This window comes from Photobacterium kishitanii (assembly GCF_003026355.1).
GTDB lineage: Bacteria > Pseudomonadota > Gammaproteobacteria > Enterobacterales > Vibrionaceae > Photobacterium > Photobacterium kishitanii.
The window spans coordinates 15,288-41,808 of the sequence record NZ_PYON01000003.1 but is presented as its reverse complement, the minus strand read 5'-3'; the positions used below and the strand labels follow the sequence as shown (position 1 = coordinate 41,808).

Sequence of the window (26,521 nt, the reverse complement as noted above, 5' to 3'; positions counted from 1 at the left end):
ACTTATCTTCATCCGACAATAATATACACAACGGATATAACAACAACGGCTCCAACTGCATAAGACAGCTGGAGCCGACAAATTAATCTAGCGACAGTATACCGACTTATTTCGATATTTGCATTTTGTTGATTTCACCATCACGGGTAACAACAATAAAACCATTATCATCTAGCGCAACTGGTGGCACCGCAATACCGCTACCATCAATCGATTCTTGTGAAACAAATTCACCTGATTGAGTATCTAACCAATGAAGATACCCTTCAGCATCACCCATCACTAAATAACCATCAATAACAGCTGGCGCACTCAGTTGACGATATTGAAGATCTTTATTTTGCCATAGTTCAGTACCACTACGCGCATCAACTGCAACGATATGATCTTTCGCGGTTACCAAGAACAATTTGTTGCCATCAACCACAAAGTTTGTTGCTGATGAATAATTACGTTTCCACGCAATTTGACCGCTACGAAGATCAATCGATACTAATGAACCATTATAGCCGATAGAGTATAAACGATCGCCAGCAATTACTGGCGCAGCATCTACATCCACTAAACGATCAATTTCAGTTGAACCTTTAGGGGTTGAAATAGTTTGCTGCCATAACACACGGCCATTATCCAAAATAGCACCTTCTAAACGGCCATTTGATAGCCCCCAGAAAACACCACCAGCAATCGCAACCGGCGAACTGGTACCGCGTAATGTTAGTGTTGGAATTTCATTACTGATTTGCCATTTGCTTTTACCAGTATCAGCATTAAGTGCCTGAAGCACACCGCTACTAGTATTAACAACCACAATACCACTATCTACTAATGGTTTTGATAACACTTCACCAGCAACTTTAGCCCGCCAAACTTCTTTACCTGTTTCAGCATCTAATGCGATAACATCCGCATTTTCGGTGCCCATAAAGATCTTTCCTTCAGCTAATACCAAGCCTCCAGAAATTTTAACGGGGGTATCTTTTTCTAAATTATTTTCCCATAACACTTTACCGTTACTAGGATCTAAAGCTTCAACCAAACCATTACGGTCAGCAACAAAAACTTTACCCTGACCAACAACTGGGGTCAGTTTTGAATAGTAGCCAGAAACGCCGCTACCAACGTCATGACTCCAATCTGTTTTAGGGGTGAAAGTATTATCGACTTTTGGCAATGGTGCCATATGAATAGAATCGACTTCACTGGCACAACCAGATAATACGCTCACAGCAACTGCTACGGCTAAAGCTCGTTTTAACACCTTATGCATCATGTCCGCCTTATTGAGCTAAGTCATTAAGCTTCATCTGCAATGCTGGTGATGAACCATCTTGCTGAGCTTCTATATATGCTTCACGAGCTGCTGGAATATCACCTTTCTGCAGCAGAATATCACCACGTAATTCAGCAATATTTTCGTTCCAGCTTGGAATCGTTACTTTTTTAAGTTCAGCTAAAGCTTGATCAAATTTTTGCTGTTCTGCATAAATACGAGCTAAGCGCGTTACAGCTAACGGTAAAATAGCGTTATCTTTAGTGTTGCTGATCACCCAGTTCAGTTGCGCAATCGCACCATCAAGGTCATTATTCTCAACTTGAACTTTCGCTAATTGTAATGCTGCAAGAACAGCATATTGACTGCCTTTATTAGCTTCAATGAACGTTTGCGCTTCAGTGACAGCAGTTTTACTATTATTGTCGAGAGCTGTAACTACTTGAGTATAGGAATCTGATGCTAAATGCTTCGCAGCATGGACTTCAGACTGGTAGTAACGCCAGCCTAATAGACCGCCTAAACCAATCACGGCGCCTAGAACAACGGCTTTGCCGTTATCTTGCCACCACGATTTTATCGCTTCAACCTGTTGTTCTTCTGTGGCGTACTCGTTCACTTCCTGTCCTCTCTTAAATCAATGCTGCCAACTTCGCGGCAACCTCGTCCTGTGCCATGGTTGTTTGTTCACCGCCATGTAAATCTTTAACCACTACGGTGTTTTGTGCAATTTCATTTTCACCAAGAACCAGGGCAATAGCTGCTCCTACGTTATCAGCACGTTTAAATTGCTTTTTAAAATTACCACCACCAAAGTTAGACATAATGCGTAACTGAGGTAATTGATTTCGTAATTTTTCTGCAAGCATCATACCAGCAGCTAATGTACCTTCACCGGCAGTTACCATGTAAACATCCACAGAACGACGTACATCGTCTTGTTCTAATGCTTCCATCAGTAATACCAAGCGCTCAAGGCCCATCGCAAAACCAACTGATGAGGTTGCTTTACCGCCTAGTTGTTCAACTAGACCGTCATAACGACCACCACCACATACTGTACCTTGCGCACCTAAACTATCAGTGATCCATTCAAATACAGTACGGTTATAATAATCTAAACCACGTACAAGACGCTCATTTACTTGATATTTGATGCCAGCAGCGTCTAATAGTTCACATAATCCAGTAAAATGTTGCTGTGATTCCGGATCTAAGTACGCTGAAAGCATTGGCGCATCAACAAGAATCTCTTGAATTGCCGGATTTTTAGAATCAAGTACACGCAGTGGATTAGTGTACATGCGACGCTTAGCATCTTCATCTAACACATCCATATGCTGTTCAAGGAACGCAATTAATGCGGTGCGGTATTCTGCACGTGCTTGCAGTGAACCAATAGAATTTAACTCTAGACGAACATGGTCATTAATACCAAGCTCACGCCATAAACGAGCCGTCATCATGATAAGCTCAGCATCAACATCAGGCCCATCAATACCAAACACTTCCACACCTACTTGGTGGAATTGACGGTAACGACCTTTTTGTGGACGCTCATGGCGGAACATTGGACCCATATACCATAAACGTTGTTCTTGATTATAAAGTAGACCATTTTCGATACCAGCACGCACACAGCTTGCTGTACCTTCTGGACGTAATGTCAGACTATCGCCATTACGATCATCAAAGGTGTACATTTCTTTTTCAACAACATCAGTAACTTCACCGATTGCACGTTTAAACAAATGTGTCGACTCAACAATTGGCATACGGATTTCATTGTAACCATATGCACTGATCACTTGTTTAACTGTACCTTCGACTTTTTGCCAAAGTGGAGTTTGTGTTGGTAGGCAATCGTTCATGCCTCGAATTGCTTGAATTTGTTTCGCCACGATTATTCTCATTTTTCGATGGGGATTTAAATCGAATATATAATTTATTGCAAAAATAGTGAACCATGCTGCCACAATAACAGCATGGTTTTTACTATTTTATGTTATTGCGTAATATCAATACGATTGTTTAGGTCTAACATTGAGGCTTTTGCGCGGATTTTAGCCTCAAGTTGATCAATCACATTATCGTTATCAAAGCGTTCTTTTTGACGAATACCGTCTTCATAGAAGGCACTTTTACGATTACCGCCAGCAATACCTAGATGCGAGGCTTCAGCTTCACCTGGGCCATTAACCACACAACCAATAATAGAAACATCCATTGGAATCACGATATCTTCTAAGCGTTGCTCTAATTCATTGACGGTTGCGATGACATCAAACTCTTGGCGCGAACAAGTTGGGCAGGCAATAAAGTTAATTCCACGCGAGCGAATACGCAGCGATTTTAAAATATCAAATCCTACTTTGATCTCTTCAATAGGATCAGCGGCTAATGAAATACGTAAAGTATCACCAATGCCTTCAGCTAATAGCATTCCTAGACCCACTGCTGATTTCACTGAACCTGCACGTGCACCACCAGCTTCCGTAATACCTAAATGCAATGGCTGGATAATTTGCTTAGCTAATAGACGGTAAGATTCAACTGCAAGAAACACATCAGAAGCTTTAACACTCACTTTGAATTGATCAAAGTTAAGTCGATCTAAAATCTCCACATGGCGCATCGCTGATTCAACTAACGCAGCCGGCGTTGGCTCACCATATTTTTGTTGAATTTCTTTTTCTAACGAGCCGCCATTTACTCCAATTCGAATTGGAATATTGTTGTCACGCGCACATTCAACCACTGAGCGAATACGATCTTCACGACCAATATTACCTGGGTTAATGCGCAAACAATCAACGCCGTATTCAGCCACTTTCAATGCAATACGGTAATCAAAATGAATATCTGCAACCAAAGGAACATTGACTTGTTGCTTGATCAACTTAAACGCTTCAGCAGCATCCATCGTCGGTACAGAAACACGAACGATATCGGCACCTACTTTTTCCAGCGCTCGAATTTGAGCAACCGTTGCTTCAACATCCGTAGTACGGGTGTTAGTCATTGACTGAACAGCAATCGGAGCGCCATCGCCGATAGGTACATTACCGACATAAATTCGGCTTGATTGGCGACGTATAATGGGTGATTCGTTATGCATGTTTTATCATTCTCTATTACTGCGGCAACGTTAAGGTTACAGGTCGACCAGTCGGATAACGACTAAGATCGAAAGGTTGCCCTTTAATTTCTATTTTAACGGCACTCGGCACACCAAGTCGAACTCGGAATGGCGCCTTGCCATCAATATCCAGTGTTTGACCAGCCGTCTTAATACCACTTTCGAGACGTTTACCATTTGCATCCCGAACATCAACCCAACAATCAGCAGTAAAGGTTAATTGTAATGCAGGTGCCGCTTCAACGTCAGTTGCAGTAACAGCCGCCACTGCCGCGGTATCTTTTACTTCAGTATCAGTTGCCGTTACAGCAACCGGTTCAACTGCTGGTGTTGCAGTTTCAGTCTTCGCTGACGATGTTTGACTAGCATCGGCATTAACCGGTGCTGTCGCTACCGCAGCCGCTGTAACGTCTGTTACTGTAGCATTTGCTTCTGTAGTATCAGTAGTCGCAACCGCTGCTGATGGTTTCACTGCGGGTGTTGTAGCCGCTGGTGTAGATGCTTCAACATTCGCAACATCAACCGCAGGTGTTGAGTCTCGATCTAAATGACTATTCTGCCACCACCATACAGCAGTAACACCCACAAAAATTACCGCTAAAATCCATGTTAGCCCCATTATACGACTATCATGTGCTTCACGGTTAGTTCGGCGTGAGAAACTTTGCATTTCTTGCGCTTTAGGTTTTGAATGACCGTAGTCGTCTAATAAAGCGACGACAGCAACGTCATCTAAACCAACATACTTTGCATAGGACCTCACATACCCTCTGGTAAATGTAGATATTTTTTCACTATCAAAGCAGTTACTTTCGATATCATTAATAACAGATAAACGTAATCGTAATCGATTAGCAATATCTGTTTGCGAGTAACCAAGTTGCTCACGCGCCTGACGAAGCATATCGCCTGGTCGTGCAACATTATCTGATTGCGGTGAATCGTTATGTTCAGTATTCATTGGCTAGATAATTCTGATATTGCTGAGAATTAGGGAATTGTTCTTTTAATAAGTTAGCGTATTTGGTGACCAAAGTTAACCGTCCAGTTTGGTTTTCTAACTGAATAAGCAACAACAAACTATTTGCTGTATACCCATATCGCTTATTAAATTTAAACAACAGTACACGAGCGTCTTTATAATTATTAGCGTCTAATTCTAGTCGTGCCAGTTGTAACATTGATTTCGGACGATATGGATCATGAGAAAGTGCTTTTTCAAAATAATCTATCGCTTGTAAGTTATTGCCTTGTTTACGACTACATAAACCTGCGTTTTCATAACTTGCCGAAATAAGATAATAGTAAGGTTGATTAATAGCTTTAACAAAAGCACTGATGGCTTCGTCATAACGTCCCTCACTGCACAAAAACGCCCCATAATTATTAAGAACATCACCATTTTCAGGTGCATCCTTTAAGGCTTTTTTATACATTTTTTCTGCCGCGTCTATTTCACCAACCTTTTGATAATAATAGGCCATGGCATTTTGTACTCGATAATAATGAGGCGCATAATGTAATGCTTGCTCCAAATTTTCATGAGCACGTTGCCACTGACCTACTTTTAAATAATTTAACCCTAATGTCATTCGCGCTTCAGCAGCATCAATGGCATTAAATTGTTCAGCGCTATCTTCTACCGTCACAGTGGCACATCCTGCCACCAGTAAACAAGAAAATAATGGATACTTCATCCATCGTATCATTTTTACTCACCTTAACATCCTTGTTAAACCGCGAAGTGATTATAATCGCTAATCTAATTAAAGGGTTTTAACAGCAATCGCGTCACCCACAGGTAGTTTTGCTTGAGTTCGCTTTGTACGGTCGATAACGTCACCGACTAACTGACCACATGCAGCATCAATATCATCACCACGCGTTTTACGTACCGTTACCGTATAATCATACTCCATTAGAGTTTTCATAAAGCGATCTATACGTGAATTACTAGGTTTTTTGTACGGAGAGCCCGGATATGGATTAAATGGGATCAAGTTAATTTTCGCTGGCGTATCTTTTAATAGACGACCTAACTGACGCGCATGCTCCATATCATCATTAACATGATCCAACAGTACGTATTCAATCGTTACACGACCGCGGTTAGCGTTGGTTGAGTCAACATAACGACGGACCGTATCAAGGAAGGTCTCAATATTCCAACGATCATTAATCGGCATGATTTGTGAACGCAATTCATCCGTTGGCGCGTGCAGTGAAATAGCAAGTGCAACGTCGATAGTACCGATCATTTGCTCTAGACCAGAAACCACACCTGATGTTGATACCGTAACACGACGTTTAGATAAACCAAAACCTAGATCATCAAGCATAATTTCTAATGCTGGAATTAAATTTTTCATGTTCAGTAATGGCTCACCCATCCCCATCATTACGATATTGGTAATTGGACGACGACCCGTTTCTTTTTGCAGGCCGATCTCTTTTGATGCGCGCCATACCTGACCAATAATCTCAGATACACGTAGATTACGGTTAAAGCCTTGTTGGCCTGTTGAACAGAATTTACATTCTAGTGCACAACCCACTTGAGATGACACACACAACGTCGCGCGATCTTCATCAGGAATATAAACCGTTTCTACGTCTTGATCGCCAACACGCATTGCCCACTTAATGGTGCCATCAGATGAGTATTGTGCATTTGATACTTCTGGTGCACGAATTTCAGCAACACGCTGTAATTTTTCACGCAACTTTTTATTGATATTGTTCATTTGCTCAAAGTCATCACAACCGAAATGATAAATCCATTTCATTATCTGATCTGCACGGAATGGCTTTTCATTAAGCTCTTCGGCAAAGTATTTACGCAGACCTTTGCGATCGAAATCCAGCAGATTAATTTTGACAGTTGTCATCGGTTGGTGCCTCACTAAAAATGACTATTGCTGCGCCTTTATAACTCGGAGATCTGCAATTGGCAGTCTCATCATAGTTATCAGGGTTTAAGGCGCGAAATTGTACAGCCTTTATGCGCGGGTTTCCACCCGTTCACTGTATGGTTATTTTAGCGCTTATAACAATCTTGGCTCTTAAGATAACAAAGGGAAGCCTGAGCCTCCCTTTAGTATTTGGTTTTGCTTATTTTTTCATCACCTCGCAATCATTAACTACGAGGACATAACTCATCAGCAGCAAAAAAGTAGCCAATCTCACGCTCTGCCGATACCGGACTATCTGAACCATGAACGGAGTTATAACGTAAGCTAATCGCAAAATCCGCACGAATAGTACCGCAAGCAGCTTCTTGAGGATTGGTTTTACCCATCAATTCTCGGTAACGAACAATGGCATCTTCCCCTTCAAGCACTTGCACCATTACAGGGCCTGATGTCATAAAATCAACTAATTCATCAAAAAAAGGTTTACCTTCATGCTCGGCATAAAACCCTTGAGCTTGAACTTTAGTAAGTTGCAGCATTTTGGCTGCGACAATTTTCAAGCCAGCATTTTCAAAACGTTGATAAATAGTGCCAATTAAATTTCGTTTAACAGCATCAGGCTTTACGATTGAAAAAGTTTTTTCTATTGTCATTATTATAGTTTCCTTTTGAGTCTAGTTGCCGTCCATTTACTTAGTACCCACTGATAAGCACCATTACTTACAACAGTAATCCTGCAATATTTGCAATACCTAAGCCCGTTGCACCGACTGCCCAACGTGGATCAGCGCTATCACGATAACACGCCGCTAAATCGAAATGAATCCAGCGACTATTATCGGTATCGACAAAGCGCGATAAAAAACCAGCAGCATTCGATGCGCCTCCCATACCACCACCTTTCTGAACGCGACTATTAGCAGTATCTGCAAACGCTGATGGGCAATAATCTTGATGCCATTTTTCAAGTGGTAATGGCCATGCAGGCTCATTAACCAATTCAGATAACTGTTGTGCACGTGCTAACAATGCTTTATCAAAACCGAAAATAGCATTGTAATCACTGCCAACTGCCATCATTGCTGCGCCCGTTAACGTCGCAGCATCAATAATTAAAGGGGCTTTGGTCGCAGAGGCAAGTAACAAGCCATCTGCTAGTACGAGTCGACCTTCAGCATCAGTATTGACGATTTCAACTGATACGCCATTGTTATACGTTAACACATCACCAAGTTTATAAGCATCGCCTGATACCATGTTTTCAGCACAACAAAGAATAAGTTTAACTCGTTGTGTTAAGCCTTGTGCAATAGCATAACCTAACGCAGCAGTAACCGTTGCCGCGCCCCCCATGTCACACTTCATGCTCACCATGCCGGCACTGGGCTTCAAACTGTAGCCACCAGAATCAAAAGTGATCCCTTTACCCACTAAACATGCACTGACTGGCGCATTTGGATCCGCGGTTGGATTATAGTCAACTTCCAACAGTACTGGTGGGTGTTGGCTACCACGACCAACACTATGAATACCAATCCAACCATCAGCGAGTAATTCATCACCAACAATCATTTGAGCACTAATATGCTCGCCACCAATTTCGGATAAAAAGTATACTGCCGCTTGCGCTAATTTTTGCGGATAAACACTATCAGGGCCTGCATTAATAATTTGACGCGCCCAATCATGACTATGTCGACGAGCATTTAATAGCTCGAGCTCATCTTCATCTATTGATGCCCATTTGATAGTGACGGTATGCCTCGTCGCGGCAAAACCACAATAAAATGCCCACTGACGTTCATAGTTCCAACCGTCACCATTTAAACTAACAGCTTCAACCCCTTGAGCTTGGATTTGACGCCCAGCTTGCTGAATACGACGTAAACTAAATGAATCATCATAATGCACAGTGACACTATCAGTTTGATAACTGATCAAAGCATTAATACCCCAAGGAGCGCGTGCGGGCTCTTTTGATAAATTTACTGTCAACATTATTGATAACCTCTTGTTTTATTTATAGTCTATATTTTATATTTAGCGTAATTTAAATATAAAAAAAGCCTTCTTAAAGTAGATTAAGAAGGCTTTATTTTTTTGCGATAATTATTGCGCTAAAATACGCGCTAGAGTTTTAACACCCATACCCGTCGCACCAGCTGCCCATTGATCATTAGCACTCTTACGATAAGTACCACTGGCATCAATATGCATCCAGCCTTGCTGATAATCATCAACAAAATAGGATAAAAATGCTGCCGCAGTACTTGCCCCAGGCATAAAATCACCATTCGAAATATTGGCCAAATCAGCAAAGTTCGATGGCAACATATTACGATGTATCTCAGCTAAAGGAAGTGGCCACATACCTTCACCTTCTTGCGACGCCGCAGCTAAAGCTCGACGCGATAAATCCTGGTCAAAGCTTAATAATGCATGGTAATCATTACCCAATGCCATTTTGGCAGAGCCCGTTAGTGTTGCACAATCAATGATCAATGTTGGGTGCTGACTATTGGCATACATCAGCCCATCCGCTAACACTAGACGCCCTTCAGCATCAGTATTTAGCACCTCAACGGTTTTACCATTTTTATATTTAATGATATCGCCTAATTTTAATGCACGGCCTGAAATCATGTTCTCAGCGCAACATAGCACTAATTTAATACGCTTATTGAGACCACGTGCCATTGCTAGCGCTAAACCGCCGGTTGCTAACGCTGCGCCACCCATATCCGCTTTCATAGACGCCATTCCCGCAGAAGGCTTTATACTATAACCGCCAGAATCAAAGGTAATGCCTTTACCGACAAGACAAGCAAAAACAGGCGCATTTGCATCACCCGTCGGATTGTAATCTAAACGTAGCATTGCAGGACGATGATCAGAACCACGACCAACAGCATGAATACCATTCCAACCTTCATCTAATAAATCGTTACCTTTAACGATCTTGTAGGTGACATGTTCAGGAGCTAATGACTTAATAAACTCGCCAGCGCGCGCGGCAAGTTGTGATGGCGCAACCACATCAGCTGGCTGATTAATAATATCGCACACCCAGTTAATAGTTTTAATACGTGCCTGTAATTCAGCTTCATCAGCTTCATTCAACGCCGACCAAATCACATTATTATCAGCTTTAGGATTACGGTAGCCTTGTAAAAAAGCCCAGATAGAGTCTTGATCCCACTCAGATCCTATCAGTGTAACCTGCTTAATTCCTTGTGAGTCCAAACGGCGAGCAGCACGTTGAATATCACCAAAGGGATCTGTTGCGGTAACATGAATAAAAGTCCCTTCGGTATTAAAACTCACCAGCGCATTTGCACCCCAGTGACTATCTGCTGCTTGATGAGAAAGAAATACTGACATCATGGTAGACATTGATAAGCTCCTTGATAAAGATCACACAGCCAAAGCAATTAAAACAAGCTGATTACTGCGTTATTGTTATTCTAATTTTGTAACTAATAAGACTATGCTTATCAACCTTGAGAGGCAACAAGAAAACAGGCTTTTTCGTTATTGTAATTATTGCTCTTCAATCCAACACATTTGCACCGCTTCTAAAATCTTTTCATTACAGTGATCAATATCATCTTCAAATTCATCAAGTGCAATGATCCACTCTCTTAGATCAGTAAAACGGACTTGGGTTGGATCAACTTCTGGGTATAGTTCAATCAATTCAATGGCAATATCACGCGAATCAATCCATTGTAAACTCATAATAAATCCTCAATTTTTAAATAGAAAATAACAAACTTACGCAGCCGTAACGCTGATAAGTAACGTTAACCATAACCAATAGCTAAAAAAATAGGCCACCATTATGGCGACCTATTTAAGTATTTCGATTAGTGTGCTTCAGAAGCGAGATTAACCGTATAACGTGGAATATCGACCACTAAGTCATCATCAGCAATTCGTGCCTGACAACTTAAACGAGATTCTGGCTCAAGTCCCCATGCTTTATCTAGCATGTCATCTTCAAGTTCATCACTCTCATTAAGAGAATCAAATCCTTCACGGACAACAACATGGCACGTGGTACATGCACAAGATTTTTCACACGCATGCTCAATTTCGATGCCATTGCGCAGTGCAACATCTAGGATAGTTTCGCCAGATTGTGCTTCTAAAATTGCGCCTTCTGGGCAATGTTCTTCATTGGGTAAAATTATAATCTTAGGCATGCCTAAACCTCATCAATAGACTGACCAGCTAACGCTTGACGAATAGATTGATCCATTCGACGTGACGCAAATTCTTGGCTGGCCTTATCAGTTTTCTTAATTCCTGCTTCAATTGTACGAGTGTCTCCACTCTGACGTAATTGAACCAGTTCCATCATTACAGCTTCTAACTCACCGCGTTCTTGAATACTTAATAAGGTTTCACCATCTGCTGCCAACGCAGCAATTAACCCTTCAAGGACACGATCGGCTTCTACCTGTTGTTCAGCTAATGCACGTGCGTCTTTATCATCTTGAGCAAATGTCATTGAATCACGTAACATAGTTGCAATTTCATCATCAGAAAGACCATAAGATGGCTTCACTTGAATTGATGATTGCACACCGCTGCTTTTTTCCATGGCTGTTACAGACAATAAACCATCTGCATCAACTTGATAAGTAACACGAATATGCGCAGCACCTGCTGCCATTGGTGGAATACCACGTAAAGTAAATCGCGCTAATGAACGGCAATCATTAACCATTTCACGCTCACCTTGAACGATATGAACAGACATTGCTGTTTGGCCATCTTTAAAGGTGGTAAATTCTTGTGCGCGAGCAACAGGTAGCGTGGTGTTACGTGGAATAATTTTCTCGATCATGCCGCCCATGGTTTCAATGCCTAATGACAATGGAATCACGTCTAATAGCAGCATATCAGCGTCAGGTTTGTTACCCACCAGAATATCGGCTTGGATAGCGGCACCAATAGCTACCACTTGATCAGGATCGATAGAAGTTAATGGTGTCTTACCAAAAAATGTTCCAACCAATTCACGCACTAATGGCACACGGGTTGATCCCCCCACCATCACTGTCTCAATCACATCATCAATCGTGATATCAGCATCTTTGAGTGCGCGACGACAAGCAAATAAGGTTTTCTTTATTAATGGTGTCACTAAATCATTAAATTGCTCGCGCGTAATTTCACCCTGCCAACCAAGGACATTAATTGCAACGCTATCACTATCGCTTAATGCCACTTTCGCTTGTTGAGCTGCATCTTGTAATTCACGGCGCTGTTGTGGTGTTAATGTCGCTGTTAACTCGGCTTGAATAAGGATCCACTCAGCAATAAGCTGGTCAAGATCATCTCCGCCTAACGCAGAATCACCACCAGTGGCTAAAACTTCAAATACACCTTTTGATAATCGTAAAATCGAAATATCAAAAGTGCCGCCACCAAGATCATAAACAGCAATGACACCTTCTTGGCCAGAATCAAGGCCATAAGCAATTGCTGCCGCTGTTGGTTCATTAAGTAAGCGCAAAACATTTAGGTTTGCTAACTTAGCTGCGTCTTTTGTACCCGCACGTTGTGCATCATCAAAATAAGCAGGAACGGTGATCACCACCCCTTCAAGCTCGCCACCTAAACTTTCGACTGCACGCTGACTTAATGATTTTAAGATTTCCGCTGATATTTGCACTGGATTCATCGCACCCTGACGGGTAACCAATTGCGGTAAGCCATTTTCTGATGCGGTAAATTGATAAGGCAATTGCGGATAACGCTGCTCAATATCAACCAATGAGCGTCCCATTAGACGTTTAACGGATAAGATAGTATTAACGGGATCGCGTTGCGCATACGCACGCGCAGCATCGCCAGTTAGTACATGCTTCGCCGCATAATGCACAACTGACGGTAAAATTGAACGTCCTTCAGCATCTTTCAATGTTTCTGCAACGCCACTACGGACGGTTGCAACTAATGAGTTTGTCGTCCCTAAATCAATGCCGACCGCTAATTTTTGCTGATGCGGAGCTGCACTTTGACCGGGTTCAGAAATCTGTAAAAATGCCATTATCGTTCCTGTCTAAATAACACAAGTGAATGATTAATCGAATAATGATTCTTCAAGACGTTCGACTTCATCACGCAACTTAACAATAAACTTTAACTTACGTACTGCATCTGCAGCTTCAAACCAATTTTCTTGATTGAGCAATTGTGCCAGTTTATGCAGCTGTTGTTGATACATAATTGCAGCTTGTTGTTCAAAATCCACTAAGGCAGCTTCAGGATCAGCGCACTCAGAAATAGCTTCCAACGCTTCTCGCAGCTCCATTTGCTGCATTAAGAAGTCCATATCTTGAAGTGTCTTTTGCTCACCGCGAATATCTTCATCGCGTTCAGAAAGCATATATTCAGCGCGGGAAACAGGATTTTTTAGCGTTTGAAAGGCATCGTTAATCTGAGCTGCTTTTTGTACTGACAGTAACCGATCGCGCTCGGATGCAGTGGCAAAGTTATCCGGATGGAATCGACGCTGTAATTCGCGGAATTGTGTTGCTAATAAACCGTTATCAACATCAAATTGAAACGGTAATCCAAATAATTCGAAATGATTCATAATCGCAACCATATATAAAAAATAAACCTGACAACTCACTCGCCACGATGGCGGCCAGTAGCCAGGTTTAATAAAACACTATGAGCAATTATACGTTGAAGCTTTCACCACAACCACATTCGCTAGACACGTTAGGGTTGTTAAATTGAAAACCTTCATTAAGGCCTTCTTTGGCAAAATCAAGCTCAGTCCCATCAAGGTAAACCATGCTTTTTGCATCAACGATAATTTTTACACCTTGCTCTTCAAAGACTTGGTCCCCTTCGTCAAGATCATCGACGAACTCAAGGATATACGCCATACCCGAACATCCTGAAGTGCGAACCCCGAGACGCAAACCAATGCCTTTGCCTCGATTAGCTAAAAAAGTCGATACGCGACTTGCTGCCGCTTCAGTGATAGTAATGGCCATACTTCAAACCTCAGAAATTATTTTTGTTCGTGTTTCTTCTTATAATCGCTAACTGCTGCTTTAATTGCATCTTCTGCAAGAATTGAACAGTGAACCTTAACCGGTGGTAATTCAAGCTCTTCTGCGATTGCAGAGTTCTTGATTGATGCTGCTTCGTCTAATGTTTTACCTTTCACCCATTCAGTGATCAGTGAACTTGATGCAATAGCAGAACCGCAACCATAGGTTTTAAACTTTGCATCTTCAATGATGCCATCTTCAGTTACTTTAATCTGAAGTTTCATTACATCGCCACAGGCTGGTGCACCCACCATACCGCTACCAATGTTTTTATCGTCGTTGTCAAATGAACCCACGTTACGCGGATTTTCATAATGATCGATGACTTTTTCACTATATGCCATGATAAATTCCCTCGAATAATGTCTAACCGCAGATTAGTGGTGTGCCCACTCAACTGTATCTAAATCAATGCCATCTTTGAACATATCCCAAAGTGGTGACATTGCACGTAGTTTGTCGACTGCTTCTTTAATTTGAGCCACAGCATAATCAATTTCTTCAGCAGTAGTAAAACGACCAAAAGAGAAACGAATTGAGCTATGCGCTAGTTCATCATTTAGACCTAATGCACGTAGTACATAAGAAGGCTCTAAGCTCGCAGATGTACATGCAGAACCTGATGATACAGCAAGATCTTTCAATGCCATTAACAATGACTCGCCTTCAACAAACGCAAAACTGATGTTTAGGTTGTTGGGAATACGGTGCTCTAAATCACCATTGATTGACATTTCTTCAATGCCTTCAAGGCCTTTAAGCAAACGCTCACGCATATCAACTGCGTGCTGGTAATCTTGTGCCATTTCTAGCTTAGCGATACGGAATGCTTCACCCATACCGACAATTTGATGCGTTGGTAAAGTACCAGAACGGAAACCACGTTCATGGCCGCCACCGTGCATTTGTGCTTCAAGACGAATACGAGGTTTACGGCGTACATATAATGCGCCAATACCTTTAGGACCGTAAATCTTGTGCGCAGAAAATGAGATTAAATCCACTTTAGTAGTTTGCACATCAATCGGTAGTTTACCTGCAGATTGTGCTGCATCCACATGGAAAATTGTCTTATTTTCACGACAAATTTCACCAATAGCTGCAATATCTTGAACAACACCAATTTCGTTGTTCACATGCATAATAGAAACCAGCACAGTATCTTCACGCATTGCGTCGCGTAGTTTTGCCAAATCAATAAGACCATTTGACTCAGGCTCAAGGTAAGTTACCTCATAACCTTCACGCTCTAATTGACGACATGGGTCAAGAACCGCTTTGTGCTCAGTTTTACATGTAATAACGTGCTTACCTTTCTTATTATAGAAGTGGGCAGCACCTTTAATTGCAAGGTTATCAGATTCTGTAGCACCCGAGGTAAACACAATTTCACGGGGATCAGCATTGATTAACTCAGCAATATACTCACGAGCAGCATCAACCGCCTCTTCCGCTTGCCAGCCATAACGGTGTGAACGTGACGCTGGATTACCAAACGTACCATCCATAGTTAAACACTGAACCATTTTCTCAGCAACACGAGGATCTACAGGACAAGTTGCAGAGTAATCAAAATATATTGGCAGTTTCATTTTCTTCTCCGAAAACACGAACGTCTGGTCTCTAGGAGCGGACATCGACACCGATAGGGGCGCTGTCGTGTGATTTTTTATTTGCAAATGATGTTTTATTATTACTTTGTAGGATTACATCCTGACGATCAGCAATAGTTTGTACGTCATTATCCTTCATCAACTCACCAAGAGTGATGTTATTTAAGAATCCGCTGATACGATCACTTAGATCATGCCATAAGGTATGAGTTAAACAACGGACGCCACCTTGGCAACCGCCTTTACCTTGACACTTAGTTGCATCAACTGATTCATCAACTGCTGCGATAACCATACCAACAGCAATACTGCTGGCATCTTCACCAAGGCGATAACCACCACCAGGACCACGGACACTTGTAACCAGACCCGCTTTACGAAGACGCGAAAATAGTTGTTCTAGGTAGGACAGTGAGATCCCTTGACGTTCTGAAATATCAGCCAACGGTACTGGTCCATTATGTGAATGCAATGCTACATCTAACATTGCCGTCACTGCGTATCTTCCTTTTGAGGTCAACTTCATAACATGGCTACCTACTTGAATTTATACAAGCAGTCTCTCATACCTGACTAATTTGGTCAAGTATTTAACCCACTAAAACAGTAGGTCTTTTACCCTTTTACTACCACTGTTATTTATTGTTCTTCTCTAAGGTTTCAATCGTCTTTTCTACTGACGATAAAATACCTCTTAAGATATTTAACTCTTGCTGCTCAGGACGAGCACGAGTAAACATGCGACGCAGTTTCACCATCACCATACCAGGATGATTTTTATTAATAAATCGAGTTTGGCTGGTCACTTTTTCAAGATGATCATAAAACCGTTCAAGTTCATCTGCACGTGGGTATTCATCAACAATCGCAGTAGATTGATGCTTCGTCGCATCAAGATACGCCATTCGAACTTCATAACTTATCGTTTGCACAGCCATCGCAAGATTCAACGAGCTATATTCAGGATTAGCTGGAATATAAACATGGCAATGGCATTTTTGTAATTCTTCATTGGTAAGGCCGGTACGTTCACGACCAAATAAAATTGCTACTGGGTGCTGTTCAGACTCAGCAATAACTTTAATACCATTTTCACGTGGGTCTAATTGTGGCCATTCAAGTGTACGTGAGCGTGCACTTGAACCAACAACCAAACCGCAATCAGCAACGGCTTCATCTAATGTTTTTACAATTTTAGCGTTCTCAACTACATCAGCAGCACCGGCTGCTAAAGCAATTGTATGACTATCAATTTCACATGCGGGATCAACAAGAACAAGGTTAGTTAACCCCATTACTTTCATTGCGCGAGCTGCAGAACCGATATTTCCAGGATGTGACGTGCCAATGAGGACAACGCGAATTTTATCTAACATGATGTCGCTATATTCCAGTCTAATTTAACGCTCAGAGATAGTAGCACAGCCATAACAAAAATGAAGAAAACATGTCTGTTTGATGCTTGTTATTACCTATTACTGCCATCAATAAATAAAATACCGTCATTTTCATTTTTTCAATGCCAGCTAACGTCGAAAAAATAACCACTTCCTTTTTTTTATAGCTCTGTTATACTCGCCGCCGCTTTTTAGTTCTTTAACATCCGTTGGGAAAATCCTATGCATCCGATGCTTAATATTGCCATTCGCGCTGTGCGAAAGGCTGGTGACCATGTCATTAAATCTCTAGAAAAACCTCAATCTATTGAGGTTGCTAATAAAGGTAATGATGTTGTTACCAATATCGATCATGAAGCAGAAGCTATCATCATCGAGACAATCCTGAAATCTTACCCTGATCACTGCATCATCGCAGCTGAATCTGGTAATAGAGACGGACGTGACAAAGAGTGTCAGTGGATTATTGACCCAGTGGATGGCACCAAGAACTTCGTTCGCGGTTACCCTCACTATGCAGTTTCTATCGCACTACGTATGCGTGGTCGTACAGAAGTTGCTGCAGTTTACGACCCAGCTCGTAACGAACTATTCACGGCTACTCGTGGTTCAGGCGCGCAACTTAACAGCCTACGTCTACGTGCATCTCAGCCACGTGATCTAACTGGTACTGTGTTAGCAACAGGTCTTCCTTTTGCTGCTAAACAACACGCTGAAAGTTACCTAAAAATCCAAAATGCTTTATTTGTAGAATGTGATGACATGCGTCAATCAGGTTGTACTGCATTGGATCTTTGTTACCTAGCTGCTGGCCGCGTTGACGGTGTATTCAAGCTAGGCCAAAAGCCTTGGGAACTTGCTGCTGGTGAATTAATCGCGCGTGAAGCTGGTGCTATCTGTGCTGACTTTACGGGTAACACTAACTACCTAACGTCTGGCAACATTGTTGCTGGTAACGCACGTGTAGTTAAGCCAATGCTTGCTAAAATCCGTGAATTCGGTAGCGATGCTTTGACTAAGTAATCATTGATTACAACCCGCTAAATAAAAACGCCCCGCTGATATTCACAGCGGGGCGTTTTTGTTTCTATTAGTTATCTCTTTATACCGATCATATAATTTGTTGGTCAGCTTAAAGCCACCAGCATAACGCATAGACACCCTCTCTCATTTGTAAGCCCAAGCTAGAGAATGACGAAAGCATAGCTAAATTAGGTCATAAAAAACGGAGCCCAAAGACTCCGTATAATTTATATTATGCTGTGTAACCCATGCGCACTAGTTACCACTATGGCATCGCATCAAGCTCTTCACCTTCTTTATCTAATGGCGTTGGCATTAAGTGCTCACGGGTGATCCCCAATTTAAGCGCTAACGCTGAAGCCACATAGATTGAAGAGTAAGTACCGACAGTAATACCAATCAATAATGCTAATGCAAATCCTTGAATCATCGCGCCGCCTTTTAAGAACAAGGCAATCACTACAAACAAGGTTGTACTGGAAGTAATTAATGTTCGACTCAATGTTTGAGAAAGAGAGCAATTCATTATTTCTTCAGAAGTTTGTTTACGCATTTTACGGAAGTTTTCTCTAATCCGGTCAAACACTACGATGGTATCGTTAAGTGAGTAACCGACGACTGTTAGCAATGCTGCCACAATAGTTAAATCAACTTCAATTTGTAATATCGAAAAGATACCGACAGTAATGATAATATCGTGTGCCAATGACAACACCGCACCTGCGGCTAAACGCCATTCAAAACGCACTGAAACGTAAAGCAGAATACAAACTAGCGCAATTAAAATCGCCAATCCGCCCGCTTCTGCTAATTCATCTCCGACATTGGGACCAACAAACTCAACGCGACGCATTTCAACTTGCTGACCCGTTCCAGTTTTTAAAGCCTCAATGATCTGGTTACCCAGCGTCTCACCTTTAACACCGTCACGGGGTTGCAAACGTACCATTACATCACGAGCAGTACCAAAGTTCTGTACAATCGCATCACCAAAACCAGATTTTGCCAATGACTCACGAATTAACGGTAAATCAGCAGGGTCTTTAAAGCTAACTTCAATAAGCGTACCGCCAGTAAAGTCTAAGCCCCAATTCAACCCTTTGGTCGATATTGTCGCAATAGAAGCCGCAATCATCATTAACGAGAAAATAAACGCTAATTTTGACCAACGCATAAAGTCAGTAACTTTGTCCGCATTCAATAATTGTTTCATTTATGCGCCCTCCTAAATTGACAACTTATCTATGCGTTTACCGCCATAGATTAAGTTAACCACAGCACGAGTACCGATAATTGCTGTAAACATCGAGGTTAAAATACCGATCGATAATGTCACTGCAAAACCTTTAATTGCACCAGTACCAACAGCAAACAAAATAATCGCTGTCATTAAGGTTGTGATATTCGCATCAGCAATGGTACTAAACGCATTCGCATAACCTTGTTGAATCGCTTGCTGAGGGCTTCGACCGTCACGTAACTCTTCACGTATACGTTCAAAGATAAGCACGTTAGCATCAACAGCCATACCTACGGTTAATACAATTCCGGCAATACCAGGTAAGGTCATAGTTGCACCAGGAATCATCGACATCACACCAATAATCAATACTAGATTCATCATCAATGCTAAGTTGGCAATCAAACCAAAACCACGGTAGTACAATAAGGTAAAGAGCATTACTGCCACCATCCCCCAGATACATGCCTGAATACCCATATCGATATTTTGTTGACCCATAGATGGACCAATTGTGCGTTCTTCAACAATTGAAATTGGTGCAATTAACGCACCTGCACGTAATAGCAATGCGAGGTTGTGAGCTTCTGGTTGTGAGTCAATACCAGTAATGCGGAAGTTACGTCCCAGTGCCGTTTGAATAGTGGCTTGGTTAATCACTTCTTCATGCTTTTCAAGAATGACTTTGCCTTCAGAAGTACGATTACCGCTGTCTTTGTACTCAGTAAATACTGTCGCCATTAATTTGCCGACATTATTACGTGAGAACGCCGTCATTTTACTGCCGCCTTCAGTATCTAGCGAGATGTTCACCTGTGGACGACCATATTCATCAGCACTTGAAGTTGCGTCAGTAATATGAGAACCCGCTAGAATAACGCGCTTTTTCAATACTGCAGGACGACCATCACGGGTCATCTTAATTTCACTACCAGCAGGAACTCGACCAGCAGCTGCCGCGGCAAGATCTGCACTGCTATCCACTTCACGGAACTCAAGCGTTGCGGTTGCACCTAAAATTTCTTTAGCGCGTGCCGTATCTTGAACACCCGGAAGCTCAACCACTATCCGATTAGCGCCTTGACGTTGTACTAATGGTTCAGCAACGCCTAACTCATTAACACGGTTACGTAAGATAGTAATATTTTGCTCAACAGCATAATTACGGATTTCTTGAAGACGCGCTTCAGAAAAACTTGCCGTTAAAACAAAACGTCCTTTCGCGTCACTTGCAGTAAACACCATATCGGGATGAAGCGGTTCTAATACTGCTTTTGCTTGCTCTAATTGAGCGGCATCACGCAAACGTACAGAAACCGTTTCTTTCGTTTTATCAATGGCACGATAGCGAATTTTATCTTGGCGTAGTTCAACTCGAAAAGTTTCTTCTTGCTGACCTAATAGTTTTTCCATCGCCGCATCCATGTCCACTTCCATCAGGAAATGAACCCCACCACGCAAGTCTAAACCAAGCTTCATCGGTGTAGCACCAATAGCTTCTAACCAAGAGGGGGTTGAGGGGGCGAGATTTAGTGCAACAATATATTTGTCACCTAATTCACTATTAAGAATATCGCGAGCGCTGATTTGGGTATCAGTATCTTGAAAACGAACCAGTACTGAGCCTTTTTCAAAGACAACTGACTTATAGGGGATATTGTTCTTTTTTAAATCTTCGGTGACGGTATCCAAAGCGCTCATAGTAACCGAGGCGCCACGCGCCCCGGTTATTTGAATCGCTGGATCTTCACCGTATACGTTGGGAAGTGCGTAAAGCAAACCTATAATTAGTGCGAACAACACTAGTAAGTTCTTCCACAGAGGGTATCGGTTAAGCACTGCTATGATCCTTCAAAGCGAATGTTTTTTTATAGTCTTATAAAGACTTCATTGTGCCTTTTGGCAAAACAGCAGTAATGAAGTCTTTTTTGATAGTTACTTCAGTATTGTCGTTTAGCGCAAGAACGATGTAATCACTTTCAGATGATGACTTAGTAATACGACCTAAAAGACCACCGTTAGTCATTACTTCATCGCCTTTACTCATCGAGCTCATTAGCGTTTTGTGCTCTTTAACACGTTTAGCTTGTGGGCGGTAAATCATGAAGTAAAAAATTACAGCAAACAGACCCAGCATAATGAATAACTGGTACGGTGAACCACCTGCAGATGCACCTTCAGTTGCAGCATGTGCTTGAGAGATAAAAAAGCTCATTTATAACGTCCTCGATTTATTATGATTTATACAATTTGTAATGGTGGAACTTCACGGTCACGACGCGCGTAGAATTCTTCTACAAATGCATCGAAACGATCTTCTTCAATTGACTTACGGATACTTGCCATTAAACGCTGGTAGTAACGTAAGTTATGAATGGTATTTAAACGCGCACCTAGAATTTCATTACATTTATCTAGGTGATATAAATACGCTTTTGAATAATGACGACAAGTGTAACAGTCACACTCAGGATCTAGTGGTGTTGTATCTGTTTTATGTTTCGCATTACGGATCTTGATCACACCACCAGTCACAAACAAGTGTGCATTTCGGGCATTTCGAGTCGGCATTACACAGTCAAACATGTCGATACCGCGACGAACGCCTTCAACTAAGTCTTCAGGCTTACCTACACCCATAAGGTAGCGAGGCTTATCTTCTGGTAGTTTTGGACATGTGTGCTCAAGAATACGGTGCATATCTTCTTTTGGCTCACCAACAGCCAAACCGCCAACAGCATAGCCATCAAAACCAATGCTGGTTAAACCTTCCACTGAAACATCACGTAAATCTTCGTATACACCACCTTGAACGATACCAAATAATGCATTTGGATTTTCAAGCTTATCAAAGTGATTACGGCTACGTTGAGCCCAACGAAGTGACATTTCCATCGACTTTTTCGCTTCGTCGTGGGTTGCTGGGTACGGCGTACATTCGTCAAAGATCATTACGATATCAGAACCAAGATCTTTTTGAATTTCCATAGATTTTTCAGCATCCATGAAAATCTTGTCACCATTAACCGGGTTACGGAAATGAACACCTTCTTCAGTGATTTTACGTAATGCGCCAAGGCTAAATACTTGGAAGCCGCCTGAATCGGTTAAGATTGGACCTTTCCATTGCATAAAGTCATGTAAATCACCATGCATCTTCATCACTTCTTGTCCAGGGCGTAGCCATAAATGGAACGTATTACCTAGAATGATTTGTGCACCAGTGTCTTCAACTTCTTCAGGTGTCATACCTTTTACAGTACCGTAAGTACCTACAGGCATAAATGCTGGCGTTTCTACCGTACCGCGTTCAAACTGCAAACGACCACGACGTGCGCGCCCTTGAGTTTTATCTAATTCAAATTTCACAAGACCTCCAAAAGCCAGAGAAACAATCTGACAGATTCCCATTACAGGATTAAGCCCCACAGGCGATTGCCTGATCAGCCACAAAAATAATGGCCGTTAATAACGACCATAGTAGCTCACAGCATTAGCGTTACAATAAATAATCGTCACGATAAAGTGGAGCAAAAAGCATTTATTATGTTGTAAATTCTACATGAAAAAATTTACATCATGTAGCAAAGACAACAAAGGCTGCAATTGTAACAAAAAGCAGCCTAAATACTTAATTTTTAATAAATGTTAACGTAATCAATATCACACGTTTTTACGGGTAATAAACATCGAATCGCCGTAACTAAAGAAACGATATTGATTAGCAACCGCTTGATGGTAAGCATTCATCGTATGATCATAACCAGCAAATGCACTCACTAACATAATCAGTGTTGATTCAGGCAAGTGGAAGTTAGTAATTAGCACATCCACTAGCTGAAATTGATAGCCTGGGAAAATAAAGATTTCCGTATCACCAAAAAATGGTTTTAACTCAGTACCATTCTTAACTGCATCTTGTGCTGCACTTTCTAATGAACGCACCGATGTGGTACCGACAGCAATAATACGACCACCATTTGCGCGGGTTTCATTAACCGCCGTAACAACCTCTTGTGGTACTTCAACATATTCAGAATGCATGTGATGATCGTTAATATCATCAACACGTACTGGCTGAAAAGTTCCTGCGCCGACGTGCAAAGTTACAAATGCAAAATTAACCCCTTTAGCTTTTAAATCAGCCATCAGTTTATCGTCAAAATGCAAACCAGCAGTAGGTGCAGCCACGGCACCTGGTTTCGCGTTATATACCGTTTGGTAACGCTCTTTATCTGCATCTTCGTCAGGGCGATCGATATAAGGCGGTAATGGCATATGCCCCACCTGATCTAAAATCTCTAGGACAGTTTTATCGCTGTTAAAACGAATTTCAAATAGCGCGTCGTGGCGAGCAACCATTTCAGCAGAAAACTCACCATTTTCACCTAATAACAATTCATTACCAGGCTTTGGCGGTTTAGATGCGCGCACGTGAGCAAGAATAGATTTATCATCCAACATCCGCTCAACTAACACTTCAATTTTACCACCAGACGCTTTATGACCATACATACGCGCAGGTATAACACGGGTATTATTAAAAACTAATAAATCCCCAGCCTCAACCAGATCTAACACATCTTTAAAACCTTTATGCGCTAATTCACCAGTATTGCCCGTCATATGTAACAAACGGCTCGCAGTACGTTCAGGTTGTGGATAGCGAGCAATCAGCTCGTCCGGTAACTCAAAATCAAAATCAGAAACTTGCATCGTAATACGCCTTAAATAACAGCAGGCGGGCATTATACTTAACTCCACCAAAGATGCGAAACCCCGTAGCAATTAAAGCGCCTTTTCCATAAAAAACTTTCGCCGAACAAGCTACTCTGTCTTTATTTAACAATAAGGGCTGAAGTTTAATCGTTTATGACATTTGAAATTTATGACCGCTGTCATGGGATAATCACCAATAATTCGCTACATTCAAAGGAGTAGATTAATAAAAAAACATATCAACTATTATATGAAAATGGGAGATTTTAATGTTTACAGTTGCCGATATGATGACCCCCAAACCGCATACACTATCACGTAATAGCAGCTTATTTGATGCTAAAGAAATGATGCAAACCCTGTCTATTCGTCATATACCTATTACCGATCATAATCATCACTTACTGGGGTTAATTTCTCAACGTGATGTACTTGCTGCTCAAGACTCTAATTTAAAATCAGTTATCGCCAGCCATTCACACTCGCCGTTAGAAGCATTACTTGAACATTGCATGAACCGTAATGTTTTCAGTGTTGATAGCCATGCCGGCCTCAAAGAAGCTGCACTGTATATGCAAAAACACCAGATCGGCTGTTTACCTGTGGTTGAGAATAAACAACTGGTTGGCATTATTACTAACAGTGATTTTGTTGCGATTGCGATAACATTACTTGAAATGCAAGATGAAGTGGATCCGATTGAACAAGAACAAGATAATCTTGATGATATTGATATATTACGAGAATTATAACCATGACCACAAAGGGAGCATAACGCTCCCCTCGATAAAATTAATCAGCGTATCAAACACGTTTATTTAAACTGATCTTCTTCTGTTGACCCCGTCAATGCTGTCACTGACGAATTACCACCCTGAATGGTATTAGTCATGGTATCAAAGTAACCCGTTCCAACCTCTTGCTGATGAGCAACAAAAGTATAACCTTTAGCTGCGGCTTCAAACTCTGGACGTTGTACTTTTTCAACATAATGACGCATACCTTCACCCTGCGCATAAGCATGGGCAAGTTCAAACATGTTAAACCACATGTTATGAATACCAGCCAAAGTAATAAATTGGTACTTATACCCCATATCAGCTAATTCTTGTTGGAATTTAGCGATAGTTTCCGCATCAAGGTTTTTTTCCCAATTAAACGACGGTGAACAATTATAAGCTAATAGCTGATCAGGGTATTGTTCATGAATCGCTTCGGCAAATTTACGCGCTTCTTCTAAACATGGTTTTGCCGTTTCACACCAAATTAAATCTGCATAAGGTGCATAAGCTAAACCTCGCGCAATGGCTTGATCGATACCGGCTCGAACCCGGTAAAAACCTTCAGCAGAGCGATCGCCAAGAATAAAATCTTTATCATATGGATCGCAATCAGAAGTTAACAAATCAGCAGCATTAGCATCTGTTCGCGCAATGACTAACGTTGTTGTACCCGCAACATCTGCAGCTAAACGAGCCGCGACTAATTTCTGAACCGCTTCTTGGGTTGGCACTAAGACTTTCCCCCCCATATGGCCACATTTTTTCACCGAGGCTAATTGATCTTCAAAGTGAACCCCAGCAGCACCCGCTTCAATCATATTACGCATTAATTCATAAGCATTAAGTACGCCACCAAAACCAGCTTCTGCATCTGCAACAATCGGTAAGAAATAATCGACACCCTCAGTAGGAGAGCCGCCATTTGACCATTGAATTTGATCAGCTCGACGGAAAGAGTTATTAATTCGCTTCACCACCGCAGGGACTGAATCAACCGGATATAACGACTGATCAGGGTACATTGCTGATGCGGTATTATTATCAGCGGCAACTTGCCAACCGGATAAATAAATCGCTTCAATACCTGCTTTTGCCTGCTGTACGGCTTGTCCACCAGTCAAAGCACCTAAACAATTAACATAACCTTTTTTAGCGCTACCATTAACCAATTCCCACAATCTATCGGCACCACGTTGGGCGATAGTATGCTCAGGAATAAATGACCCTCGAAGATTAACAACTTCTTCGGCGGTATAAGTGCGCTTAACGTGTTTCCAGCGTGGATTTTCAGCCCAATCTTGTTCTAGGGCTGCAATTTGTTGTTGGCGAGTTAATGTCATA

General features: G+C 41.7%; 27 protein-coding genes. 2 read left to right on the top strand and 25 right to left on the bottom strand.

The window, feature by feature from the left end; genetic code table 11:
- Positions 1 to 106 precede the first annotated feature (106 nt).
- The 19 genes from bamB to trmJ all read right to left on the bottom strand — a co-directional run bounded on the left by bamB (position 107) and on the right by trmJ (position 17,395).
- Positions 107 to 1,270 (bottom strand): outer membrane protein assembly factor BamB, encoded by a 1,164-nt coding sequence (gene bamB, locus C0W29_RS04115; protein ID WP_045043409.1) that lies wholly within the window; start codon positions 1,268 to 1,270, stop codon positions 107 to 109.
- 10 nt (positions 1,271 to 1,280) lie between these two features.
- On the bottom strand, positions 1,281 to 1,892 hold the full coding sequence (locus C0W29_RS04110) for a YfgM family protein (RefSeq protein WP_036795830.1): 612 nt from the start codon (positions 1,890 to 1,892) through the stop codon (positions 1,281 to 1,283).
- A 13-nt stretch (positions 1,893 to 1,905) separates the two neighbouring features.
- The gene (gene hisS, locus C0W29_RS04105; protein WP_036795832.1) at positions 1,906 to 3,174 is read right to left on the bottom strand and encodes a histidine--tRNA ligase; all 1,269 of its coding nucleotides are present in this window, start codon (positions 3,172 to 3,174) and stop codon (positions 1,906 to 1,908) included.
- Positions 3,175 to 3,278: 104 nt separating this feature from the next.
- The gene (ispG, locus tag C0W29_RS04100) at positions 3,279 to 4,391 is read right to left on the bottom strand and encodes a flavodoxin-dependent (E)-4-hydroxy-3-methylbut-2-enyl-diphosphate synthase (RefSeq protein WP_036795833.1); all 1,113 of its coding nucleotides are present in this window, start codon (positions 4,389 to 4,391) and stop codon (positions 3,279 to 3,281) included.
- Positions 4,392 to 4,407: 16 nt separating this feature from the next.
- Positions 4,408 to 5,373, bottom strand: a complete 966-nt coding sequence (gene rodZ / locus C0W29_RS04095) for a cytoskeleton protein RodZ (protein WP_045043407.1) — start codon at positions 5,371 to 5,373, stop codon at positions 4,408 to 4,410.
- Complete coding sequence (gene pilW / locus C0W29_RS04090) at positions 5,363 to 6,121, bottom strand: type IV pilus biogenesis/stability protein PilW (protein ID WP_045045520.1); 759 nt, start codon at positions 6,119 to 6,121, stop codon at positions 5,363 to 5,365. The genes rodZ and pilW overlap by 11 nt, the downstream gene beginning before the upstream one ends.
- A 57-nt stretch (positions 6,122 to 6,178) precedes the next feature.
- On the bottom strand, positions 6,179 to 7,300 hold the full coding sequence (gene rlmN / locus C0W29_RS04085) for a dual-specificity RNA methyltransferase RlmN (RefSeq protein ID WP_045043406.1): 1,122 nt from the start codon (positions 7,298 to 7,300) through the stop codon (positions 6,179 to 6,181).
- 248 nt (positions 7,301 to 7,548) lie between these two features.
- Complete coding sequence (ndk, locus tag C0W29_RS04080; RefSeq protein ID WP_036795839.1) at positions 7,549 to 7,977, bottom strand: nucleoside-diphosphate kinase; 429 nt, start codon at positions 7,975 to 7,977, stop codon at positions 7,549 to 7,551.
- Between the two features lie 67 nt (positions 7,978 to 8,044).
- Complete coding sequence (gene pepB, locus C0W29_RS04075; protein ID WP_107174080.1) at positions 8,045 to 9,322, bottom strand: aminopeptidase PepB; 1,278 nt, start codon at positions 9,320 to 9,322, stop codon at positions 8,045 to 8,047.
- A 111-nt stretch (positions 9,323 to 9,433) separates the two neighbouring features.
- A complete protein-coding gene (pepB, locus tag C0W29_RS04070; RefSeq protein WP_045045518.1) occupies positions 9,434 to 10,717 on the bottom strand; it encodes an aminopeptidase PepB in 1,284 nt (427 codons plus the stop codon).
- 147 nt (positions 10,718 to 10,864) lie between these two features.
- A complete protein-coding gene (iscX, locus tag C0W29_RS04065; RefSeq protein ID WP_036795844.1) occupies positions 10,865 to 11,062 on the bottom strand; it encodes a Fe-S cluster assembly protein IscX in 198 nt (65 codons plus the stop codon).
- Between the two features lie 128 nt (positions 11,063 to 11,190).
- Positions 11,191 to 11,529, bottom strand: coding sequence for an ISC system 2Fe-2S type ferredoxin (gene fdx, locus C0W29_RS04060; RefSeq protein WP_036795845.1), 339 nt, complete (start codon positions 11,527 to 11,529; stop codon positions 11,191 to 11,193).
- 2 nt (positions 11,530 to 11,531) lie between these two features.
- On the bottom strand, positions 11,532 to 13,385 hold the full coding sequence (gene hscA / locus C0W29_RS04055; protein ID WP_045045517.1) for a Fe-S protein assembly chaperone HscA: 1,854 nt from the start codon (positions 13,383 to 13,385) through the stop codon (positions 11,532 to 11,534).
- Positions 13,386 to 13,418: 33 nt separating this feature from the next.
- A complete protein-coding gene (hscB, locus tag C0W29_RS04050) occupies positions 13,419 to 13,934 on the bottom strand; it encodes a co-chaperone HscB (protein WP_045043402.1) in 516 nt (171 codons plus the stop codon).
- A gap of 88 nt (positions 13,935 to 14,022) precedes the next feature.
- The gene (gene iscA, locus C0W29_RS04045) at positions 14,023 to 14,346 is read right to left on the bottom strand and encodes an iron-sulfur cluster assembly protein IscA (protein ID WP_036795847.1); all 324 of its coding nucleotides are present in this window, start codon (positions 14,344 to 14,346) and stop codon (positions 14,023 to 14,025) included.
- Between the two features lie 17 nt (positions 14,347 to 14,363).
- Positions 14,364 to 14,750 carry a Fe-S cluster assembly scaffold IscU gene (iscU, locus tag C0W29_RS04040; protein WP_036795849.1) on the bottom strand — a complete coding sequence of 129 codons (387 nt, stop codon included), beginning with the start codon at positions 14,748 to 14,750 and terminating at the stop codon, positions 14,364 to 14,366.
- Between the two features lie 33 nt (positions 14,751 to 14,783).
- Positions 14,784 to 15,998, bottom strand: a complete 1,215-nt coding sequence (locus C0W29_RS04035; protein ID WP_036795851.1) for an IscS subfamily cysteine desulfurase — start codon at positions 15,996 to 15,998, stop codon at positions 14,784 to 14,786.
- A 31-nt stretch (positions 15,999 to 16,029) separates the two neighbouring features.
- Positions 16,030 to 16,545 carry a Fe-S cluster assembly transcriptional regulator IscR gene (gene iscR / locus C0W29_RS04030; protein ID WP_036795853.1) on the bottom strand — a complete coding sequence of 172 codons (516 nt, stop codon included), beginning with the start codon at positions 16,543 to 16,545 and terminating at the stop codon, positions 16,030 to 16,032.
- Positions 16,546 to 16,654: 109 nt separating this feature from the next.
- On the bottom strand, positions 16,655 to 17,395 hold the full coding sequence (gene trmJ, locus C0W29_RS04025; protein ID WP_036795854.1) for a tRNA (cytosine(32)/uridine(32)-2'-O)-methyltransferase TrmJ: 741 nt from the start codon (positions 17,393 to 17,395) through the stop codon (positions 16,655 to 16,657).
- A 243-nt stretch (positions 17,396 to 17,638) separates the two neighbouring features.
- Here trmJ and suhB point away from each other — a divergent pair, with 243 nt between their 5' ends.
- Positions 17,639 to 18,439, top strand: coding sequence for an inositol-1-monophosphatase (gene suhB / locus C0W29_RS04020; protein WP_036795855.1), 801 nt, complete (start codon positions 17,639 to 17,641; stop codon positions 18,437 to 18,439).
- 265 nt (positions 18,440 to 18,704) lie between these two features.
- Here suhB and secF read toward each other — a convergent pair whose 3' ends face one another.
- From secF to queA, 5 genes are all read right to left on the bottom strand, one after another.
- Complete coding sequence (gene secF, locus C0W29_RS04015; protein WP_036795856.1) at positions 18,705 to 19,652, bottom strand: protein translocase subunit SecF; 948 nt, start codon at positions 19,650 to 19,652, stop codon at positions 18,705 to 18,707.
- Positions 19,653 to 19,664: 12 nt separating this feature from the next.
- Positions 19,665 to 21,518 (bottom strand): protein translocase subunit SecD, encoded by a 1,854-nt coding sequence (gene secD, locus C0W29_RS04010; RefSeq protein ID WP_045045516.1) that lies wholly within the window; start codon positions 21,516 to 21,518, stop codon positions 19,665 to 19,667.
- A 37-nt stretch (positions 21,519 to 21,555) separates the two neighbouring features.
- Entirely contained in the window at positions 21,556 to 21,894 is a 339-nt protein-coding gene (gene yajC / locus C0W29_RS04005) for a preprotein translocase subunit YajC (RefSeq protein WP_045045515.1), read from the bottom strand.
- A gap of 26 nt (positions 21,895 to 21,920) precedes the next feature.
- Positions 21,921 to 23,090, bottom strand: a complete 1,170-nt coding sequence (tgt, locus tag C0W29_RS04000; RefSeq protein WP_065173433.1) for a tRNA guanosine(34) transglycosylase Tgt — start codon at positions 23,088 to 23,090, stop codon at positions 21,921 to 21,923.
- Positions 23,091 to 23,342: 252 nt separating this feature from the next.
- Positions 23,343 to 24,395, bottom strand: a complete 1,053-nt coding sequence (gene queA / locus C0W29_RS03995; protein ID WP_045043401.1) for a tRNA preQ1(34) S-adenosylmethionine ribosyltransferase-isomerase QueA — start codon at positions 24,393 to 24,395, stop codon at positions 23,343 to 23,345.
- 272 nt (positions 24,396 to 24,667) lie between these two features.
- Between queA and C0W29_RS03990 the strand changes: the two genes are divergently transcribed.
- A complete protein-coding gene (locus tag C0W29_RS03990) occupies positions 24,668 to 25,150 on the top strand; it encodes a CBS domain-containing protein (protein ID WP_036795863.1) in 483 nt (160 codons plus the stop codon).
- A 62-nt stretch (positions 25,151 to 25,212) separates the two neighbouring features.
- Here C0W29_RS03990 and aceA read toward each other — a convergent pair whose 3' ends face one another.
- The gene (gene aceA / locus C0W29_RS03985; protein ID WP_045043400.1) at positions 25,213 to 26,520 is read right to left on the bottom strand and encodes an isocitrate lyase; all 1,308 of its coding nucleotides are present in this window, start codon (positions 26,518 to 26,520) and stop codon (positions 25,213 to 25,215) included.
- Between the last annotated feature and the right edge of the window lies 1 nt (position 26,521).

Coding starts and splice junctions, on each gene's coding strand:
- bamB (WP_045043409.1), bottom strand. CDS start 1,270: ATGCATAAGGTGTTAAAACGAGCTTTAGCCGTAGCAGTTGCTGTGAGC.
- ispG (WP_036795833.1), bottom strand. CDS start 4,391: ATGCATAACGAATCACCCATTATACGTCGCCAATCAAGCCGAATTTAT.
- rodZ (WP_045043407.1), bottom strand. CDS start 5,373: ATGAATACTGAACATAACGATTCACCGCAATCAGATAATGTTGCACGA.
- pilW (WP_045045520.1), bottom strand. CDS start 6,121: ATGATACGATGGATGAAGTATCCATTATTTTCTTGTTTACTGGTGGCA.
- rlmN (WP_045043406.1), bottom strand. CDS start 7,300: ATGACAACTGTCAAAATTAATCTGCTGGATTTCGATCGCAAAGGTCTG.
- ndk (WP_036795839.1), bottom strand. CDS start 7,977: ATGACAATAGAAAAAACTTTTTCAATCGTAAAGCCTGATGCTGTTAAA.
- pepB (WP_107174080.1), bottom strand. CDS start 9,322: ATGTTGACAGTAAATTTATCAAAAGAGCCCGCACGCGCTCCTTGGGGT.
- pepB (WP_045045518.1), bottom strand. CDS start 10,717: ATGTCTACCATGATGTCAGTATTTCTTTCTCATCAAGCAGCAGATAGT.
- iscX (WP_036795844.1), bottom strand. CDS start 11,062: ATGAGTTTACAATGGATTGATTCGCGTGATATTGCCATTGAATTGATT.
- fdx (WP_036795845.1), bottom strand. CDS start 11,529: ATGCCTAAGATTATAATTTTACCCAATGAAGAACATTGCCCAGAAGGC.
- hscA (WP_045045517.1), bottom strand. CDS start 13,385: ATGGCATTTTTACAGATTTCTGAACCCGGTCAAAGTGCAGCTCCGCAT.
- hscB (WP_045043402.1), bottom strand. CDS start 13,934: ATGAATCATTTCGAATTATTTGGATTACCGTTTCAATTTGATGTTGAT.
- iscA (WP_036795847.1), bottom strand. CDS start 14,346: ATGGCCATTACTATCACTGAAGCGGCAGCAAGTCGCGTATCGACTTTT.
- iscU (WP_036795849.1), bottom strand. CDS start 14,750: ATGGCATATAGTGAAAAAGTCATCGATCATTATGAAAATCCGCGTAAC.
- C0W29_RS04035 (WP_036795851.1), bottom strand. CDS start 15,998: ATGAAACTGCCAATATATTTTGATTACTCTGCAACTTGTCCTGTAGAT.
- iscR (WP_036795853.1), bottom strand. CDS start 16,545: ATGAAGTTGACCTCAAAAGGAAGATACGCAGTGACGGCAATGTTAGAT.
- trmJ (WP_036795854.1), bottom strand. CDS start 17,395: ATGTTAGATAAAATTCGCGTTGTCCTCATTGGCACGTCACATCCTGGA.
- suhB (WP_036795855.1), top strand. CDS start 17,639: ATGCATCCGATGCTTAATATTGCCATTCGCGCTGTGCGAAAGGCTGGT.
- secF (WP_036795856.1), bottom strand. CDS start 19,652: ATGAAACAATTATTGAATGCGGACAAAGTTACTGACTTTATGCGTTGG.
- yajC (WP_045045515.1), bottom strand. CDS start 21,894: ATGAGCTTTTTTATCTCTCAAGCACATGCTGCAACTGAAGGTGCATCT.
- tgt (WP_065173433.1), bottom strand. CDS start 23,090: ATGGGAATCTGTCAGATTGTTTCTCTGGCTTTTGGAGGTCTTGTGAAA.
- queA (WP_045043401.1), bottom strand. CDS start 24,395: ATGCAAGTTTCTGATTTTGATTTTGAGTTACCGGACGAGCTGATTGCT.
- C0W29_RS03990 (WP_036795863.1), top strand. CDS start 24,668: ATGTTTACAGTTGCCGATATGATGACCCCCAAACCGCATACACTATCA.
- aceA (WP_045043400.1), bottom strand. CDS start 26,520: ATGACATTAACTCGCCAACAACAAATTGCAGCCCTAGAACAAGATTGG.